Origin of the sequence: Lederbergia ruris (assembly GCF_018332955.1) — a bacterium.
GTDB lineage: Bacteria > Bacillota > Bacilli > Bacillales > Bacillaceae_C > Lederbergia > Lederbergia ruris.
Genome location: NZ_BORB01000064.1, coordinates 1 through 13,676 on the forward strand (window position 1 = coordinate 1; position 13,676 = coordinate 13,676).

The following is a 13,676-nucleotide window of genomic DNA, read 5'->3' on the forward strand; positions in this document are numbered from 1 at the left end:
CCCTTGTTAGCCTGAATTCAAACCATTGGCGTGTTTGTCAAGAGCGATTGCGGCAGCTTACCACCACATTTAGACCTTAGAGCTACTTTAGGCTTTTGTTTTCATAGAATTTTTGACACTACCTATTGATTCGATAAATCATTTAACAAAAAAGCTCATCTGACCATGTTAAATGTCTCATCGAAGCGTCTACACCGCTTGATTAATACTAGCAGGTAAAAAAATTAAAAAAAGACTGAATTTTTTGATTAATCATGATATAATTAAGTCAAGGAAAGGGACAGCACATCTTGGATCGTCAGCCAAGGCTTATAATTGCCTAATTCTCCTTGCCACGGCCTTCTTTATAATATCAGTCTATTTTCTTTTCGGTCCAACCAGTTTGGCGTTTAGACATAACTACACCTCCGAAATTATTAATTTACTTTTCAAGTATAATATTCCGACGAGATTTTTCCTTGATGTCATTCCCGGTGTCATGAATTCCTCTCCTTTTAATTCAGATGCTATTTCGTCTATAAATTGAGTTGTGGCATTTTTAATAAACTCCGAATTCGGATGAAGTCCCTTTAGTTAGCCATTTACTAATTTCTTACTTTTAAAATCATTTTAATTTAAAATGGCTCTTCGGATTTTATGGTGGGATCCTACTTCTTTTCATTGCCGAGTTATTCCACAGGGTTTATTTAAAAAACAAGTGTTTAACTTAATATATTATTGGTTGCAAAGTTCATTTAAATGGTGAGTAATAATTTGTTCCGTTTTTTCAATTGTGAATATCTCCGGTCTTAATAGAGCATGTATGGATAAACCTTCAATGACGGCCGAAAGCCTTAATTTTTCTATTTCAATATTTATGTCTTTACTTACATAGCCTACTTTTATCAATATTTCAAGCAGTGCCTCCATTAAAATATATTCTCCTTCAGTTAGTTCATCTCTTTTTGTGTTCAAAGCTACACTTGTAAGTGAGCGAATGGCGAAAACTAGCCAAACTCAAGTTTCAGCTTGTTTATCCCGATCCACAGGAACTAATTCTAACAACGTTTCCTGTACCGCAATAAGAGGGTTTTTTGATCATGATTTATTCTCCGACCGTTCTTTCCCACGAGCAAGAAAATATTCCATAATAAATAATAATAATTCATCTTGGTTTGAGAAATAATGTCTTAGTGCTCCGGTAGACATTCCAGCTTCAGATGCAATTCTTCGGATAGATGCTTTTTTCAATGCCTTCCGTTTCAATAATTTTCCAAGCCGTTTCAGCGATCATTTTTCTTTTGTGACCATGATCAACTATTTTCGGCACTCAAATCACCTCTTGCTTTTATTTAACACACTGTGTTATTATCATTTCATCACAGTGTGTTAAATAAATAAGGAGGATGTTTAAATTCTTGAAATCACTTATTGGAACATTAAAGAGGATGGGCATTATAAAAGTGGTGAAATAGGACCTTCTTGAGCAATTAAATCATTTGTAAGGTACATTAAACTTCCTTTATAACCGAATAAGTTTATTAAATGGTTTTATAAACAGCTTGGGGATAAGGGAAGGAATCTTAGAAATGAAACGAAGATAGTCATGAGCAAGGCCTACTTTTTTCAGGGAAAGGAGATGAAATAGATGGATCTTCATTACGAAATTAAAGGAAACGGAAAGCCGGTTATACTACTTCATAGTGGAGCTATGGATTCACGTGACTGGGAATTCATCACACCACATCTTTCAAAGTCGTTCAAAGTAATCACTCTTGATGTCCGGGGTGCAGGGAAGTCACCTGTTCCGAATGAACCCATTGATTATGTTGAGGATCTTAGAAAACTCTTGGATCATCTTAAAATTAAGAAAGGTGCCCTCGTTGGACATTCCCTAGGTGGACAAATTGCAACTGATTTTACTCTGTCCTATCCAAAAAGGGTGTCTCAACTTGTATTGATCGCTCCAGGCCTGTCGGGGTTTAAATTTTCTTCCGAACATGCGGAATTAGAGAGCCGAGTTTCTAAAGCTGCACCAGATGTCGAGAAAATGACTAATATAACATTAAGCGAGCCTTCCTGGAGTGTTTCTTTCGGAAAAGCATACGATTTATTGCGCGAAATGATGATACACAATATTCAAAAGACTTTTGATTGGAAAACATTCGAAACTGTTTCCTCCAATTCAGCGATGGAAAGATTGGGAGAAATTAAAACGAAGACACTTTTTATCATAGGCGAGATGGACTCAGAAGATCTCTTTAAAATCGCACAATTATATAAGGAAATTCCCAATATTAACTTTGTGCGTATACCTGGTGCTAATCACATCATCACTTTGACCCACTCTAAGGAAGTTTCTGACCATATCAGTCTTTTTTTGAGCTTACCAGAATGGTAATCAGAAATGACATCTTATCACCATAGACAAATAATTCTAAACCACTTACGCCAAAACTAGCAAAATCTAAGGATTTCCATTCACCTAATTCTGTATTTTCATTAAGTATATCTATGATTTTTATATTTTCTTCATTGAAGTTTTTAAAATTTTTATCATACTCAATAAAATAGAGTGCCATGTTACCCCTGTTCCAGTCAATGAATCCATGGGGCTGTCTCCACCTAAAGAATATTGATAACTTATGACACCTTCACGTCTTTATATCAGTTGGTGAGAAATTAAATGACAAAAGTAATGGCTATTCTCAAACAGCATGACTAGAGCCAGTGGTACCACTGTTTCTTTTTTATACATTAAAAGAGATTAAAGGATTTCCTATTAATAAGGAGTGTTTATGAATGCTCGAAACTATCACGGTTTTCATGCTGTTGGAATAAAGAAAATTATTGAGGAAGCAAATGTAGCTACTATGACGTTATACAAAACCACTTTACATCGAAGGAACAACTAATCAAAGAGGTTCTTATGCAATGTGAAGACATTGCTTTCCAAATGATGCTTTTATTAGAAGGGCAACTTCGATGGCAGAAACCGTTGGATCTTAAAAAGCAGAAACATGCCATTCATATGTTGAAATCACTTTTAAAAACATGGGACAAGTAGGTGCAGGTCTATGTAAATATTATATCTTACCAGAAAAGTCAGTCAATTATTAAGGAGGTGAAAATTAAGTCATATTATTACAAAAAGGAAGGTGAGGTTCAAGCGGAAAAAGTTAAAGAATATCGTGTTGTGGATTTAAAATAAAGTTTAACCGTTTTGAAAAAAGTTGCACTACAATAGATTGACTTTTAATTTAAGAGGAGGAACTTTGATGAAAAGAAAAATGATACGTAATCTGTCTTTAGCTTTAATAGCCCTAATAGGAGTTTTCTCTTTAGTTTTTAGTTTTGAAGGTAGAACAAATGCAGCTAGTTTAACATCGAATCCAGATCAGGATCTAAAAGTTGACACAGTAGATGGAATAAAATATGCACCAGGTAAACATAAAAAAATTGTTGGAATGGTAGTTGAAGCAACTGATCAAGGAGAAAAGGTACATGGCTTCTCAACTCCAGAAAAATATGAAGCATATCATCAAAAAGTTACAGAGCGATTATCTAGTCAGTCAATAGGTATAATGGCAAGACCAACTTATTTATATGAACATACTTCGGGTCATGGATATGGAAGATCATTAATTGCGTATCCTGGAACTCAGGTCACTTCTCTGAGTACTGCATGGGATAACAGAATATCTGCTGTATCTGTAGCTCCTGGTTCTTGGATTAGGCTCTATCAAAATCGTTATTATGGTGGTCGTTATTTAACTCTTGTAAGTTATCCAAACAAATACTTTACCACCAATTTAACTTCTTGGGGAATGTCTGGTACTACTTCTTGGAACGACCAAGTCTCATCTTATCGAGTTAGATGAGAAAAATGGTAATGTCCACGAAAAAAAGGGAATCTTAAAACAACCATTCAACATTTCTGTGTTTGGATGGTATCATAAACTCACAGCCTTAATTATTGATCTTAGTTCAACAAACAGGCTACTTTGTGAATAATCAGTCACCTAAAACTTCTAGAGTAAATTATTATTTGTTTATTTAACCAGAGCAAAGAGGAATATGAAGTTTAGAAAAACCTGGGACATTATGCATCATGATCGAAAGGGTTTAATGTCCTTCTATGAGCCTAATTTCTCAATTTTAATGTTGAGAAATTAGGCTTTTATATTTACTTAATGCAAAATAGCGTTTAAATGGTGTGCAATATATCTCCTAAAGTGACATTCTAATGTTCCTGGTCCACCTGGCAAAGCGACAAAGCCATCTACAAGCTCTTCCATTTTAGCCTTTCTCTCATGCATAGATTCGACAACTATCAGCTTGGATAATCTTTTATGCGATATTTCTCTCTGCTCTAAAAAACTAGGCATAATTCCAATAACTTGTATACCTTCATCTAAGACAGCATCCGCAACTGCTCCCATAACACCAACACTTGCTCCACAGTGTTCGCATGATGTGGCTAGTGCAGGGTTACGTACTAAGCTATCGCACGATTAATCGCTTTCGTTCCGATCCCCTCATTGAGAATATTCTACAGGAAGTTTTGTAAGAATGATGAGAAAATTGACATTTACGCGATATTAAAGAGAGTTTTATTTATACCGGAAAAACTTATCATAATCATCAATTTGATCCGGACTTATTCCAGTTTTATTAATCGCTTCTTGTTGAAATGAATTATTGCAACTTTTACATATATAATATTTATTTTCTCCTTTTTTGATTTTATAATATTGTGAATCAGAATGATTAATCGTAAATTTATTTTTGCAGAAAAAACATATAGTATCCAACATATTTTCACACTTCCTATCAGATTTTTATTGAAAAGTAACTATTTTTTAAACCTATGATTAAAAATGTGAATTTTTCATCTAATTTACTGCCATTCTAAAATAATTTATTTTTAACTTAGTTACAAGCTTATCCGTGAACTGTATTTTTACTAAAAATATGACGGCTATGCCTGTAATGGAAGGAAAAGCTGTAATATACTAAAGCCTACTTCATGCAACTGTTCAACAAAATGCCCCTTTGAAGTGCATCTCGTTATAACACAAATGGACTATAACTTCAGATACATGATCAATTAACTCAATTTACTTTCATCGCAGAGTGTTTCTAAATGATAACGGATTACTTCCTTCACCTTTTCTGGAGAGTAGACATCAGGTCTTAACAGAGCATGAATGGACAATCCATCAATTAATGCCGCTAGCCTACTTTTTTCTAATTTTACATTAGTTGAATCAGATAAAATCCCTTGTAGGACTAATATCTCGATCATTGAATTTGCTAATTCATACATACCGTTAGTCATTTCATCTTTTTTTTTTTTTAATGTATCACTTGTAAGTGACTGAAGTGCAAGGATCCACCAAACGCTCGTTTCGATTTTCTTTTCTTCATCAATTGGTACAAGCTCCAATAAAACTTCTGCGACTGCCTGCAATGGATTGTCTGACCAACTTTTACTTTGAGAACGTTTTTTCCCTTCTTCCAGATAATAATCCATGATAAATAATAACATTTCATCCTTAGTTGAAAAATAATGTCTTAACGCTCCAGCAGACATGCCTGCTTCAATAGCAACTCTTCTTATAGATGCCTTTTCGATTCCCTCTTCCTTAATAATACTCCAAGCGGCCTCAGCAATTGACTTCCTCTTTTTTTCATGATTAACAATCCTTGGCATGAAAAATCACTTCCTCTTTTTAGCACAGTGTGTTATTATGTTTTTAATACGATGTGTTATTTAAATTATAACATATAAAAAGGAGGGACTCTATATTTGATCGAAAGTATTGAAGCATTAATGCCTTCTTCATCAATAGACACATCAATAGCTTTGCTAATTATTTCTATTTGCGCATTAGTTGATATATTAAGTCCTGGTGTACTTGCTGTAACTGCCTATTTATTATTGACACAGCCTAATCAATTATCTTCTCGCTTGCTTGTTTTTTTGTTTATTACGCAGTTTGGCTACTTCATCATGGGCTTATTACTATACTTTGGTGGAGATTCACTATTGAAAGGAATTGGAAAATTATCTGAATTTGACTTTATCAATTGGTTTTATATCCTTTTTGGAGCAGCTATTGTTCTAATTAGCTTCAGTAAACCAAATGATACTACAAAAAAACGTTTAATTTCATTTATGCCCCAAAAAACAACGATGAAAGGGATGATCATATTAGGTATCATTGTTTTTCTAATTGAATTTGTAACTGCGTTGCCTTACTTTTATTCAATTTTGTTAATGAATCACCTAACAATTGAGCCTTCCTCTTCTATCTTTATTATAATTGGCTACAATCTTGTAATGGTGCTTCCTTCTCTTCTTTTGTTAGGGGTTAATATTATGTTTAAAGAGAGACTGCAACAATTTCTAAATAAAATTAGATCAAAATTAAATGAAGCACCGATTTCCTCACTCTTGGTAGCGATAGGAGTAGTAGGTGCGGTTTTTTTCAACATCGGTATTAGAGGCATATTAAATTAAAAAATTATTAATGAGGTGTTCATCATGAAAGAAATTATCAGTGGACTTGGTCTACTTTTCGTTATACAGGGAGTAGGCGGATTAATCAATCATTTGACTAATGGTGGAAAAAGTTGGTTTTTGGTAAATTATATTGATGCGTTTCAGGGATTTGAAATTGTTATGGACATTATATTTATTGTAGTTGGCGGGATCATAGGTTTAGCCTCTTGGAAAATAGGCGGATCAACTAAAAGTGAAAATTAGAATATAGAGCAAATAGGACGGATTATACATAGCCGTCCAGCTTGGCGGATGCTCCGTTGAGATATATTTTTAAATATTAATAGGGGGAACATAAGAATTATTATGAATTCAAGACATATAGGGAGCTCGTCTCTCCAAAGGGAAGGTCGGTTATACTTTATTGATAACCTAAGGGCAGCTCTTACAATGTTAGTAGTGCTACATCATTTAGTGTATTTTTCCATCTATAACGAGGTATTATCACAAGGGTCTATTGGGGTTGTTATGGGCCTTCTATTCCTTGCTTTTAATCAGACTTTTTTCATGGGGACGTTTTTTCTTATTTCCGGATATTTTGTTCCATCATCTTTTGAACGTAATGGAGCGACCCGATTTATCAAAGATAGATTCATCCGGTTCCTAGTCCCGTTTATCTTCTACGTTCTCATTCTTAGCCAAGTTCAATCAATTGAAGTCTATATGCTTAACCAGGAGCCATTTACATGGCAAACCTATTTTTCACATTTAACCTATGGCCCGATGTGGTACGTCGAGCTACTTTTCGTATTCGTTTGTTTATACGCAGTCTGGGCGAAGTTTATGAGTAAAAATAAGCTATCAGTAATTCGTCAGAGTACGCCACCCACCTATAGGATGTTTACAGTCTTTGTCATGATATTAGCGGTAGGATACTTCATCATAAGACTGTGGGTCCCTGCTCTTGATTTACCCGGTGGATCTCCCGGGGTTCAATCATTCGTTGGACTTTTTACAGCAAGCGGCTATGATCTCCCACAATATGTCGGGCTATTCATTTTGGGCATCATCGCTTACCAACGCAATTGGTTTCGAAATATTCCTGATTCTATGGGTAGGGCGGGTTTTGGAATTGCAATTGGAGCATCGATTCTTCTCCTTCCCTTAGTCTTGATATTTGGATTAGACGGATTACAGTTTTCTGGAGGCTGGAACTGGACATCTTTGGTTTATTCTCTTTGGGAAGCTCTATTTTGTGTTGGCATCATTCTCGGATTAATCATATTCTTTCGCAAAAGAGTTTTTCATCAAGGAAAAGGTTGGAGCTTCTTGTCAGCCCATTCCTTCGTGATTTATATCATTCATATACCGATTATCGCTATTGTTATGGCTGGATTGAAGGTCATCCACTTTCCACCATCCTTCATATTTCTAGCTACGATTCTGATCACGATACCACTTTGCTTCTTGTTAGGTTATATAATTAGGCAGATTCCCTTTGTGTCAAAGATTCTTTAGGAAAGGGTAACAGTGGAGAATGGGAATGGTAAATGCCCAAATAATGAAAAACAATATCTTTGTTATATGATAGAATTCCCAATACAATATATTCACAGACAAAATAATAGTAGAAAAAATCGTGAGTATTCTAATTAACGTTTCATATTTATGTACTTTCTTTCAAATTATGTATAATGGTAGGAATGAAATTTTATTTTAACGGAGGGTAAAGGAAATGAGAGCATTGTTTGATGAAACATTCACTTCAAATGACGGAAAGCGATCAAGCAGGAATATTTGGTATGGATATGCTGATATATCAGTTGATGGTGAATATGGAAAAAACATTAATCTTACTGAAGAGTTTATGGATACCTTATACGACATAATAAAAAATGACTTATCTAAGAATGCAGCCGCAAATGCACCTACTGAAACTAACTGGTATTTCTATGGAAGTTCCGTAACTCAGGACGCTATTGGCGACAACATCCGCCCTACAATTATGGTTCGTGAGAGATCCGGCGAGTTTGTAACTAATTTTAATATCAGTGACCATGATTTTGCTGTAAATATTGATGCTATTTTATCGTTTAAGACAGATTTTGAAAAACGTTTAGCGAGTCATTGATGAGTGATCAGGAGAAGCACTTTCAAACAGTTTAAGGGGATGGTTTCAACACGAAGCTTGTTTTTAATATTTTTATAATAATCTTGAATTAACCTTTTTAAGTTAGTTTAATATACGCTAATCAACCATAATTCCACACGCTAATCGGAATACCCTTTAATTCAGGACATTGCTTTTCATTACAATTATCATTTTGCATTTTTAAGAATTTTTACTTCTGCTTGCGTGTCTAGTAATCCCTCTGATAATACGGTTACCTTAGCATCTAACTTGTCGATTTTATCAGCATTTTTCTTTACTTCTTGTTTTACATCTCTTACCTCTTGTCTTACATCTCTTACTTCTTTTGATAATTCTGTAATAGCTTGTAGAATCTGCTCATTAGTCACTTCTTTACTCATATTATTACCTCCTATTAATTTTATCTAATTATTACTGCTTAATTATTTTTCCTTTTTCTTCTATATAATTCGGGTCTTTTTCCTCTATAGAATCAAACTCAATGTCTGGATGACCGTTTACATTCACAAGTTTATCATCTTTTAATCTATGGCTTCTGAATTTCCACATATGCAAGAAAATCAGCTTCAATAGAATAATTTCCATTTAACCTATGATAACATACAATCAATACTGAAAAAATTAAAATCAATAATACGGCAAACAATGAATAAAAAAACAGATTCGTAGAATGTCCCTTACTATACCGGTATAAGAACCGTCAGATCCTGAAAAAGCATCAAATAAATATTGGTATGTCGGGCATGTCCGGCATTGAATTCAATCGCAACCCATTGCCGACTGACTCAAAAGAATTCGACAAACTCAATAACTGGGGTGCAAGCTTTTTACCTAATCCAGCCTTCCCCTTAACCAACGACGAAATTTCATGTGAAATCGCCTTTAAAGTTACTAAACTCCTAGGAGAATAACAGCCAATTCGGGGTTTTTGCCAGAATGCAATGATACGTTGAACTTAGGTGCCAAGAATTCCATCCGAATCATTTAAAATAGGTCCTCCCCTTGTATATCAGCCGTTACAAGTTGTCTCCGCTTCTCATTTAAAATAGTAACTTCATTTAGGGAGGTGGTACTATAATGAGTTGTAAAAAACATTCAAGGTGTAATAACTGTGTAGCCGAATGTCGTAATAACCGTATAGAAAGTGATGCGGTCATTCAATGTGATTCACTTTTAATCCATCAAGATTTTTGTGTAGATGCTCGCGTCGGCGTAGAAGAAGCAGCTGCTACGACTTTTCATGACAACTGCTCTTTTTAGTGCTTCTTTATTATAATCCTCTTTCGTAATGTGACCACACCGACAAAATCGTTACTTCTTTCTTTTCTTCATTAACACTATAAACCAACCTATGCTGAATGTTCAAACGTCTGGAATAGTACGGTACACCGACTAATTTTTCAAATGGCGGAGGATTTTGAAAAGGATTTTCTTTTATCACTTCAATTAGTTTATCAAATTTTTTATGAAGATTTGCCCCTTTTAGTTTGGGTAAATCTTTTTTGGCGTTCTTTTTTATTTTTATAGCGTATCCCAATCAATATCACCCAAATCCTCTGTCTCTTCATTTTCAAATTGTTTAATTCGATCAAGAACCCCAGCACTTTGTAAATAAAGTGTTTCCTGTATGGCGTCCCAATCCTTTTTACTGACAAGAACAGCGCCATCATCATTTTTTGCGCTAGTTATTTCAATCGGTGTATTATCTTCATTAACTTGTTTAATCAATTGGTAAAGGTTTTTTCTTGCATTTGTGGGGTTGAAACTCAACATGACAATTCCCCCTTTCTTTTATAATTGATTATACACTAAATAGTAACGTACGTCATTATGTACGTCAAGTTGTAAATACCTATTTTTATACGGCTGAATATTGCGGATGAATTGAGCCACTTATGCGTACTTTTGAGCCAGTCAATGCGGAAAAAAGAGCCACCTATTGCGGAATGGAGATCCAGTTATAACAAAGACGTTCCACTCACACTAGAATATAACACTATCTTAACCACAGCTTTAGCTGCTTGCCCTTGACCGCCGTGCCACTTCTTAGTGATGGGGCCCCGCCAGCGGAACTTAGAAGTGATTGTTCGTGGTACGCTATTGACGCGGATGGAGCCCTAAAGGCTGTTTTTTCGCCATTCGCCATTAAAACCACTACCACGGACACAAACAAGGTCAAGGGTGGTGGGATTGTTGCTATATCAATAGCAATATATACCGGCTCTCACCTTTGCATTCACTGGCTCTATTATCCGCAAACGGTGGTTCAAAACGCCGCACTAGTGGCTCATTATGTCCGCAATACTCAACGGCTGCATTTATTATAATATCACCAGTAATACCATCATATTCTTGTTTTATTACAGTTGTGTTCCAACCCTTATACTCCAAAATATAAACAAGTTATTCATAGAATATATCCCCTACCAGAATTCAATGAAAAAACAAAATTCCCTACCAAAATTTATTCTTGGTAGGGAACTATATCTTTTTTTCTTATTTTGTCCATTTTAGCTTAGGACAAATGCTGTTAAATAGGCGTTCCCACTTCAAATTAAGTTGTATTCTTATTCCCACTAAACCAAAGTATTAGTTACAAAGATTTTTATATTGGCTACTTCTTAAAAATCCTAATCATGTTAGCGAGCCAGTGGGTTGCAACGCTGGAAAATATCCCAATACGAATCATACCAGACTAATTTGTGCCATTAAGATTCCATGCTCATTACAGATTCGCTTTAATTGGGGCAGTAACTTTAAGCCATACGAGGTTAAACAGATACCAGCACGTCCTCAAAAAGGAAAATCCCCCATTCTTTTTCTAAATCGTTAACCATACGACTTATCCCGGACTGAGTTCTGCTTTACTTTTTGTGAAAAATCATTCTTCTTCAATACGAAATAATTCATTCATATCGCGTATATCTAGCGCGTTCACAATTTTATCTATGTGTTCTAATTGGATTCGCTGACGTTTACCACTTGCCAACTCGCTAATCGTTGCACGACGAATACCTGTTTTAATGTGTAATTGAGTAATGGATAAGTTATGACGATGTAGTAATTGATTGAGTTGTAAATGCACCTTTTTCAATGTTTAATCTCTCCCCATGTATTGACTGTACCTTAAAGCGTACAGTATAATTACATCAACAGTGTACCTATATAGGTACAAATTTATTCTATAATCTGGAGGAGTGATTTGAATGACCACAGAAAAAGCGGCAAAGGATTTATTAATAGACAAATTAAGTCGTAAATTATACTTTGCAGAAATGGAAGAGATATTGATTAATGTTACGTATAACTTGGTTTCGGATAAATATTATACAGAAGATGACGCATTTCCAGAGTTAATAAAACTTATTAGATTATTAAATTATGAACAGGAAAGCCTAATGGATGATATAACTCGTTTAGAAGGGATAGTTTTTGATCAAAATGGATAAAAGGTATGTACTGTTTTTAGAGAGGAACGTCTTTATGTAAGCACACTGGTTGCTGTAACTTTATCTAAAATATCCATGAAGATATTTCTAGTTAAACAAAGGGTGCTTGCTTTTTATCTATTTTCTTTGCATTTTTGACTTCACCATTTTAACATACAAAATTAAGTCCAGACGACAATCCGGATACCAAAAAAACAAATAAAAGAGGATAGCACATATCTAGTATGTGTATCCTTTTTGTCCCAAAATCGCGCCCTTTTGCAGAACTATGAGGGTTACTTAGAAAACAAGTCACATCCATTAATTATTTCATCAGTGGAAGCCAAAGTTGCTTCATAAATTGTCTTATTATACTTTTTCATATAGGACTGAACAGCCTTATATCCTACTGCATAACCGGCACAGAAAGGAAGCCCAACAGGTTGATACCCTTCTTGTGCCGCAATTTCATCACCAAACATATAACTGCTCACTTCGGCAAACCCTTTTACATTAAGAGCTTCACTAATAACATCGGTTGAATACTCTAATTCTTCTTTATCCATGCTAGTAACCCAAGGTCCTAATTGTTCTGTTCCGTATAATTCTTTTGCAAATGACTCGGCTAAACCTTCTATAACAAGATAATCTCCTACTGTTACGTTACCATGGTCCCAATCAAAATAAGAAAAACGAATATTGTGATGAAATTCATGAGCAATAACTGCGGGAAGTTTGGGTAAATTATATTCATTTGGATAGATATTCACAGTAATAAACCCGGGAATACCTCCGAACCCCGTATATCCTTTCTGTAGCTTCAATTTATCAGGATTTGCAACATACAATCCAAACTTTATTTCATCAGCGTTTACTTTCAAACCCGACTTATTAGCGTTTTCTATACAGTTTTTGATGGTATTATCCACTACTGTATAAGCGTTATTTTCTTTTAGGATTGATAACCCCTGTTGGATTTGTTTACCGTTGGAAACATCTGCATAACCAAGCATTTTTGTAGCCATTATAACATCATAACCATTTTCTTGTTTTGCTTTTATAGGAACATTGATTAAATTCCACATTTCCTTAAATGGCTCCATCATTGTATAACGAAAGTAATTTTTTCTTTCTTCCAAATCCGTAATCGCAAGTAATTCTTCGTATTGTTCCACTGTATCGATTACCTTATAAGTCATACCCATTTTAATCACCTTTTTAGCAAATATTTAACATTATAATTTTGGAGCAACTTTATATTTTCCATAAGATTTTCCTCGGAGTTAGTTCGGTCTAAATGAAATAATATATTTTCTAAGTCAGCAATTATTTGTATTAAGTCATTTTTAATTAATCCTAATGAAGGTTGTCGGTCTTTTAAATCTTTAAGTTTATAACCTGTAATCTTCGCAGCGAGTATTTGTACAATTTTTTCTAAGTCTAATTTGGATAAAACTAACTGGCCGTTAGCATTCTTCCTTACTTTTAATAAATCCAAATTAGAATAGTATCGTATAGAGCGTTCAGTAAGTCCAGTTCTTTTGCAAACGTCCCCGGTTGTAAACAGTGTAATTCACCTCCATATTTCAAGACTAAGGTATTACGCTAC

The 13,676-nt window shown here is 34.7% G+C and carries 15 protein-coding genes and 4 pseudogenes; 8 read left to right on the plus strand and 11 right to left on the minus strand.

The annotated features are described in order from the left end of the window. Positions 1–714 precede the first annotated feature (714 nt). Positions 715–1,309 (minus strand): annotated as a pseudogene (locus KI363_RS20660) (TetR/AcrR family transcriptional regulator). Positions 1,310–1,627: 318 nt separating this feature from the next. On the opposite strand from KI363_RS20660, the gene KI363_RS20665 reads away from it, so the two are divergent. Further along, entirely contained in the window at positions 1,628–2,380 is a 753-nt protein-coding gene (locus KI363_RS20665) for an alpha/beta fold hydrolase (RefSeq protein WP_158323960.1), read from the plus strand. Here KI363_RS20665 and KI363_RS20670 read toward each other — a convergent pair. Then, positions 2,349–2,561 carry a hypothetical protein gene (locus KI363_RS20670; protein WP_212967502.1) on the minus strand — a complete coding sequence of 71 codons (213 nt, stop codon included), beginning with the start codon at positions 2,559–2,561 and terminating at the stop codon, positions 2,349–2,351. The genes KI363_RS20665 and KI363_RS20670 overlap by 32 nt on opposite strands. A 216-nt stretch (positions 2,562–2,777) precedes the next feature. On the opposite strand from KI363_RS20670, the pseudogene KI363_RS22145 reads away from it, so the two are divergent. Together KI363_RS22145 and KI363_RS20680 are read left to right on the plus strand one after the other, a co-directional pair. After that, positions 2,778–2,920: pseudogene (locus tag KI363_RS22145) on the plus strand (TetR/AcrR family transcriptional regulator); the annotation flags it as partial. Positions 2,921–3,257: 337 nt separating this feature from the next. Further along, positions 3,258–3,860, plus strand: coding sequence for a hypothetical protein (locus KI363_RS20680; protein ID WP_212967503.1), 603 nt, complete (start codon positions 3,258–3,260; stop codon positions 3,858–3,860). A gap of 351 nt (positions 3,861–4,211) precedes the next feature. Here the strand turns inward: KI363_RS20680 and KI363_RS20685 are convergent. Further along, positions 4,212–4,439, minus strand: a pseudogene (locus tag KI363_RS20685) (LOG family protein); the annotation flags it as partial. Positions 4,440–5,089: 650 nt separating this feature from the next. After that, positions 5,090–5,695 (minus strand): TetR/AcrR family transcriptional regulator, encoded by a 606-nt coding sequence (locus KI363_RS20690; protein ID WP_212967504.1) that lies wholly within the window; start codon positions 5,693–5,695, stop codon positions 5,090–5,092. Between the two features lie 96 nt (positions 5,696–5,791). On the opposite strand from KI363_RS20690, the gene KI363_RS20695 reads away from it, so the two are divergent. The 4 genes from KI363_RS20695 (at position 5,792) to KI363_RS20710 (ending at position 8,618) form a co-directional block, all read left to right on the plus strand. Continuing rightward, positions 5,792–6,505, plus strand: coding sequence for a GAP family protein (locus KI363_RS20695; RefSeq protein ID WP_155555141.1), 714 nt, complete (start codon positions 5,792–5,794; stop codon positions 6,503–6,505). A 24-nt stretch (positions 6,506–6,529) separates the two neighbouring features. Then, positions 6,530–6,751, plus strand: coding sequence for a hypothetical protein (locus tag KI363_RS20700; RefSeq protein ID WP_018705612.1), 222 nt, complete (start codon positions 6,530–6,532; stop codon positions 6,749–6,751). 102 nt (positions 6,752–6,853) lie between these two features. After that, positions 6,854–8,005, plus strand: coding sequence for an acyltransferase family protein (locus KI363_RS20705; RefSeq protein ID WP_212967505.1), 1,152 nt, complete (start codon positions 6,854–6,856; stop codon positions 8,003–8,005). Positions 8,006–8,222: 217 nt separating this feature from the next. Continuing rightward, on the plus strand, positions 8,223–8,618 hold the full coding sequence (locus tag KI363_RS20710; RefSeq protein ID WP_212967506.1) for a hypothetical protein: 396 nt from the start codon (positions 8,223–8,225) through the stop codon (positions 8,616–8,618). A 188-nt stretch (positions 8,619–8,806) separates the two neighbouring features. On the opposite strand, the gene KI363_RS20715 is transcribed toward KI363_RS20710, so the two are convergent. The 5 genes and pseudogenes from KI363_RS20715 to KI363_RS20730 all read right to left on the minus strand — a co-directional run bounded on the left by KI363_RS20715 (position 8,807) and on the right by KI363_RS20730 (position 11,724). Further along, the gene (locus KI363_RS20715) at positions 8,807–9,019 is read right to left on the minus strand and encodes a hypothetical protein (RefSeq protein ID WP_212967507.1); all 213 of its coding nucleotides are present in this window, start codon (positions 9,017–9,019) and stop codon (positions 8,807–8,809) included. An 890-nt stretch (positions 9,020–9,909) separates the two neighbouring features. Further along, positions 9,910–10,176, minus strand: a complete 267-nt coding sequence (locus tag KI363_RS20720) for a Txe/YoeB family addiction module toxin (RefSeq protein ID WP_212967508.1) — start codon at positions 10,174–10,176, stop codon at positions 9,910–9,912. Continuing rightward, entirely contained in the window at positions 10,161–10,412 is a 252-nt protein-coding gene (locus tag KI363_RS20725; protein WP_212967509.1) for a type II toxin-antitoxin system Phd/YefM family antitoxin, read from the minus strand. The genes KI363_RS20720 and KI363_RS20725 overlap by 16 nt, the downstream gene beginning before the upstream one ends. Positions 10,413–11,256: 844 nt before the next feature. Beyond that, positions 11,257–11,497: pseudogene (locus KI363_RS22150) on the minus strand (LysR family transcriptional regulator); the annotation flags it as partial. 23 nt (positions 11,498–11,520) lie between these two features. Continuing rightward, positions 11,521–11,724: a helix-turn-helix domain-containing protein gene (locus tag KI363_RS20730; RefSeq protein ID WP_246516974.1), complete on the minus strand. Its 204-nt coding sequence runs from the start codon at positions 11,722–11,724 to the stop codon at positions 11,521–11,523. Positions 11,725–11,845: 121 nt separating this feature from the next. Between KI363_RS20730 and KI363_RS20735 the strand changes: the two genes are divergently transcribed. Next, positions 11,846–12,088, plus strand: coding sequence for a hypothetical protein (locus tag KI363_RS20735; protein ID WP_212967511.1), 243 nt, complete (start codon positions 11,846–11,848; stop codon positions 12,086–12,088). 275 nt (positions 12,089–12,363) lie between these two features. Here the strand turns inward: KI363_RS20735 and KI363_RS20740 are convergent, their stop codons facing one another. Together KI363_RS20740 and KI363_RS22430 are read right to left on the minus strand one after the other, a co-directional pair. Next, on the minus strand, positions 12,364–13,272 hold the full coding sequence (locus tag KI363_RS20740) for a DUF2268 domain-containing putative Zn-dependent protease (protein ID WP_373306821.1): 909 nt from the start codon (positions 13,270–13,272) through the stop codon (positions 12,364–12,366). 5 nt (positions 13,273–13,277) lie between these two features. Next, positions 13,278–13,640, minus strand: coding sequence for a MerR family transcriptional regulator (locus KI363_RS22430; RefSeq protein WP_212967513.1), 363 nt, complete (start codon positions 13,638–13,640; stop codon positions 13,278–13,280). Positions 13,641–13,676 lie beyond the last annotated feature (36 nt).

What these genes read in the sequence shown, in the direction of transcription:
- KI363_RS20665 (WP_158323960.1), top strand. Translation starts at nt 1,628, where the DNA reads ATGGATCTTCATTACGAAATTAAAGGAAACGGAAAGCCGGTTATACTA.
- KI363_RS20670 (WP_212967502.1), bottom strand. Translation starts at nt 2,561, where the DNA reads ATGGCACTCTATTTTATTGAGTATGATAAAAATTTTAAAAACTTCAAT.
- KI363_RS20680 (WP_212967503.1), top strand. Translation starts at nt 3,258, where the DNA reads ATGAAAAGAAAAATGATACGTAATCTGTCTTTAGCTTTAATAGCCCTA.
- KI363_RS20690 (WP_212967504.1), bottom strand. Translation starts at nt 5,695, where the DNA reads ATGCCAAGGATTGTTAATCATGAAAAAAAGAGGAAGTCAATTGCTGAG.
- KI363_RS20700 (WP_018705612.1), top strand. Translation starts at nt 6,530, where the DNA reads ATGAAAGAAATTATCAGTGGACTTGGTCTACTTTTCGTTATACAGGGA.
- KI363_RS20705 (WP_212967505.1), top strand. Translation starts at nt 6,854, where the DNA reads ATGAATTCAAGACATATAGGGAGCTCGTCTCTCCAAAGGGAAGGTCGG.
- KI363_RS20710 (WP_212967506.1), top strand. Translation starts at nt 8,223, where the DNA reads ATGAGAGCATTGTTTGATGAAACATTCACTTCAAATGACGGAAAGCGA.
- KI363_RS20715 (WP_212967507.1), bottom strand. Translation starts at nt 9,019, where the DNA reads ATGAGTAAAGAAGTGACTAATGAGCAGATTCTACAAGCTATTACAGAA.
- KI363_RS20725 (WP_212967509.1), bottom strand. Translation starts at nt 10,412, where the DNA reads ATGTTGAGTTTCAACCCCACAAATGCAAGAAAAAACCTTTACCAATTG.
- KI363_RS20735 (WP_212967511.1), top strand. Translation starts at nt 11,846, where the DNA reads ATGACCACAGAAAAAGCGGCAAAGGATTTATTAATAGACAAATTAAGT.
- KI363_RS20740 (WP_373306821.1), bottom strand. Translation starts at nt 13,272, where the DNA reads ATGGGTATGACTTATAAGGTAATCGATACAGTGGAACAATACGAAGAA.